This window comes from Streptomyces sp. S3(2020), from assembly GCF_013044505.1.
Taxonomy (GTDB): domain Bacteria; phylum Actinomycetota; class Actinomycetes; order Streptomycetales; family Streptomycetaceae; genus Streptomyces.
The window spans coordinates 1-3,607 of the sequence record NZ_JABERD010000415.1; the positions used below are offsets into that span (position 1 = coordinate 1).

Below are 3,607 nucleotides of genomic sequence, written 5' to 3' on the forward strand. Positions count from 1 at the left end.
CTCCACGACCGCCCCCGCCCCCATGCACCGCGAGGGCGACCGTCTCCGTTTCGCCGGTGCCGCGACCCGGCGGATCGCCCGTGGCATCGACCTGGACGAGATCGTGATCGGGCTGTGCCGGGCCACGGTGCCGACCTTCTCGGACGCGATCCTGGTCTATCTCCGCGAGCCGCTGCCGGTCGGCGACGAACGTCCCGTCGAACCGCTCGTCCTGCGGCTGCACCGGACCGACCGGATCCCGCACGAGGAGGACGGCTTCCTGTCCGTGGACGACCCGCGGCCCAAGCCCCCCGCGCTGGACGAACTCGTCGCCGAGCGCTGCACCGTGCCGACCGGCGGCGCGCTCGCCGAGGTGCTGCGAGGCGTCCGCCCCGTCTTCACCGACGCCCCGGCGGCCCAGGCCGCCCTGCCCGAACTCCTCGGCAAGGGCGGCGAGTCGCTCACGCCCGACGGACAGCACGCCATCCTCGCCCCGCTGCGCGGCCGGCGCCGGGTCATCGGCGCCGCCCTGTTCCTGCGCAGCCCCGAACGCCCCGCCTTCGTGCCGGACGACCTCCTGCTCGCCGCCCAGCTCGCCACCCACAGCGCCCTCGGCATCGACAAGGCGGCCCTGTACGGCCGCGAGGCGTACATCGCCGACGAACTCCAGCGCGCCATGCTCCCGGAGAACCTGCCCCGCCCCACCGGCGTCCGGCTGGCGTCCCGCTATCTGCCGGCCGCCGAGACCGCCCGGGTCGGCGGCGACTGGTACGACGCGATCCCCCTGCCGGGGAGCCGGGTCGCGCTGGTCGTCGGCGATGTCATGGGCCACTCCATGACCTCCGCCGCGGTCATGGGCCAGCTGCGGACGACGGCCCAGACCCTCGCCGGTCTCGACATGCCGCCGCAGGAAGTGCTGCACCACCTCGACGAACAGGCCCAGCGCCTGGGCGCCGACCGGATGGCGACCTGCCTGTACTGCGTCTACGACCCCGTCGCGCACCGCATCACCATCGCCAACGCCGGCCACCCCCCGCCCGTCCTGGTGCACCTGGGCGGCCGCACCGAGGTGCTGCGGGTGCCCCCGGGCGCACCCATCGGAGTCGGCGGCGTCGCCTTCGAAGCCGTAGAACTCGACGCGCCGACCGATGCCACCCTGCTCCTCTACACGGACGGACTCGTCGAGTCACGCCTGCGGGACGTGTGGACCGGCATCGAGCAGCTGCGCGAGAAGCTGGCCGCGACCGCGCGGCTGACCGGCCCCGAGCGTCCGCCGCCGCTGGAGGAGCTGTGCGACGAGGTGCTCGACATGCTCGGCCCCGGCGACCGGGACGACGACATCGCGCTGCTCGCCGCCCGCTTCGAGGGGATCGCCCCGAGCGACGTGGCGTACTGGTTCCTGGAACCCTCGGAGGCGACCCCCGGCCGGGCCCGCCGGCTGGTCCGGCGCACGCTGTCCCGCTGGGGGCTGGAGGAGTTGAGCGACTCCGCGGAACTGCTGGTCAGCGAGATCGTCACCAACGCGGTGCGGTACGCGTCCCGGCCCATCACCGTGCGGCTGCTGCGCACCCACGTCCTGCGCTGCGAGGTCACCGACGACGAGCCCCGGCTCCCGGTGCTCGGTCAGGCCCGGGCCACGGACGAGGGCGGGCGGGGCCTGTACCTGGTGAACAGGGTGGCCCGGCACTGGGGAGCGTCCCGGCTGAGCACCGGCAAGGTCGTCTGGTTCGAGCTCGACCGGCCGTGACCGGGCCTCTCACGGCAGCGGCAGCTCCGTCCAGATGATCTTCCCCTCGGGGGTGTAGCGCGTCCCCCACCGCTCGGTGAGCTGGGCGACGAGGAACAGCCCGCGGCCGCCCTCGTCCTCGTTCTTCGCGCGGCGCAGTCGCGGGGATGTGCTGCTGCCGTCGGAGACCTCGCAGATCAGGGCGCGGTCGCGGAGCAGTCGCAGCTGGACCGGGCCGGTGGCGTGCCGGATGGCGTTGGTGACCAGTTCGCTGGCGACGAGTTCGGCGGTGAAGGAGAGCTCCTCCAGGCCCCAGGCGGCCAGCTGTTCGGTGACCGCCGCGCGGAAGCGGGAGACGGCCGCCGGGTCGCTGGGCACGTCCCACTGGGCGACCCGGTCGGAGTCCAGGGCGTGCGTACGGGCCACCAGCAGGGCCACGTCGTCGCTCGGCCGGGCCGGCAGCAGTGCGTCCAGGACCGCCTCGCAGGTCTCCTCCGGCGGCCGCCCGGCCTGCGCGAGGACGGCGGCCAGCCGCTCCAGACCGGCGTCGATGTCCCGGTGCCGGTCCTCGATCAACCCGTCGGTGTAGAGGACCAGTTGGCTGCCCTCCGCCAGCTCCAGCTCGACGGTCTCGAAGGGCATCCCGCCGAGCCCGAGCGGCGGGGCGGACGGCAGGTCGACGAAGGTCACCGTGCCGTCGGGGTCGACGACCGCGGGCAGCGGGTGCCCGGCGCGGGTGAGGGTGCAGCGGCGGGACACCGGGTCGTAGACGGCGTACAGGCAGGTCGCCCCGACGATCCCGGAGTCCGGGCTGTTCTCCGCCGCCCAGCCCTCGCCCCGGTCGAGGCGGCCGACGAGGTCGTCCAGGTGGGTGAGGAGGTCGTCGGGCGGCAGGTCGAGGGAACAGAAGTTGTGGACGGCGGTGCGCAGCCGGCCCATCGTGGCGGCCGCGTGCAGTCCGTGGCCCACGACGTCGCCGACCACGAGCGCGACCCGGGCGCCGGAGAGCGGGATGACGTCGAACCAGTCGCCGCCCACGCCGGCCTGCGCCGGCAGATAGCGGTAGGCGACCTCGACGGCGCTCTGCTCGGACCGGCCCCGCGGCAGCAGGCTGCGCTGGAGGGCGAGCGCGGTGTTGTGCTCACGGGTGTAGCGGCGGGCGTTGTCGACACAGATCGCCGCGCGCCCGGCCAGTTCCTGGGCGAGGGAGAGGTCGTCGTCCTCGAAGGGGGCGGTCTTGTCGGAGCGGTAGAAGCTGACCAGTCCGAGGGTCGTGCCGCGGGCCCGCAGCGGCACCGTGACCAGGGAGTGGATGCCGGCGGCGAGGATCCGCCCGCCCCTGGCCGGATCCTGGGCGAGCCAGCCCCCGGCGGCGGCGAGGACGGGTTCGAGCATCGACTGCCGGGCCTCCAGACCGCGGGCCTGCGGTGTGGACGGGGCGTACCGGACGAGGTCGCCGACCGCGTGCAGATGCGATTCCTCGTGTACGGCGCCCAGGGCGACCCGCCTGAGCGGGGTGTCCGCGCCGAGCGGTCCCGGCTCCTCGCCGAGCAGCATCGCGTCCGGCAGGTCCACGGCGACGAAGTCGGCGAACCGGGGGACGGTCACCTCCGCGAGTTCCTCCGCGGTGCGGGTCACGTCGAGGGTGGTACCGATCCGCACGCCCGCGTCGTGCAGCAGCTCCAGCCGCCGGCGGGCGAGCAGGGCCAGCCGCCCGACACCGGGCTCTCCGAGCAGGAGGAGCCGGGCGTCGACGCCCGGAGCGTCCGTACCGGCCGCGACTCCCACGGCGGCCGCGACTCCCACGCCGACAGCCGGGTCCGTCGCCGCGGCCGCGCTGGTCTCGCCCTGTGTGCCTCGCTCCACCTCGGCAGGTGTCGGTACGCTCTCTTATACACATCT

The 3,607-nt window shown here is 74.5% G+C and carries 1 protein-coding gene and 1 pseudogene; one reads left to right on the top strand and one right to left on the bottom strand.

What is annotated here, in order from left to right:
* Positions 1–1,726 (top strand): SpoIIE family protein phosphatase (locus HLK59_RS48835; protein WP_171148142.1); only part of this gene is annotated, 1,726 nt, incomplete at its 5' end.
* A 9-nt stretch (positions 1,727–1,735) separates the two neighbouring features.
* Here the strand turns inward: HLK59_RS48835 and HLK59_RS48840 are convergent.
* Positions 1,736–3,448, bottom strand: a pseudogene (locus tag HLK59_RS48840) (SpoIIE family protein phosphatase); the annotation flags it as partial.
* Positions 3,449–3,607: the final 159 nt, after the last annotated feature.